The organism is Pseudomonas sp. JV245A (assembly GCF_032424515.1).
Classification (GTDB): domain Bacteria; phylum Pseudomonadota; class Gammaproteobacteria; order Pseudomonadales; family Pseudomonadaceae; genus Aquipseudomonas; species Aquipseudomonas protegens.
In genome coordinates this window covers 1-235 of sequence record NZ_VYKE01000667.1, presented here as the reverse complement: position 1 = coordinate 235, position 235 = coordinate 1, and the positions used below count along the sequence as shown (strand labels likewise).

The window sequence follows — 235 nt, the reverse complement described above, 5'->3', positions numbered from 1 at the left end:
GCTTTCAGTTGCCACCGCTGCGCGAGCGCAGCGACCGGCTGGCGCTGATCACCCGGATTGTCGAAGAGGAATCCAAGCGCTGCGGTGCGCCGGTGCAACTGGGCAATGCGGCGCTGGAATGCCTGCTGGGCTACCGCTGGCCGGGCAACGTGCGGCAATTGCGCCACGTGCTGCGCTACGCCTGCGCGGTGTGCGAAGGACCGCTGATCCAACTGCATGATTTGCCCGAGCAACT

Annotated in this window: 1 pseudogene; it reads left to right on the top strand. The window is 66.0% G+C overall.

Annotation, left to right across the window (positions count from 1 at the left end):
• A pseudogene (locus F6S12_RS33535) lies at positions 1 to 235 on the top strand (sigma-54-dependent Fis family transcriptional regulator); the annotation flags it as partial.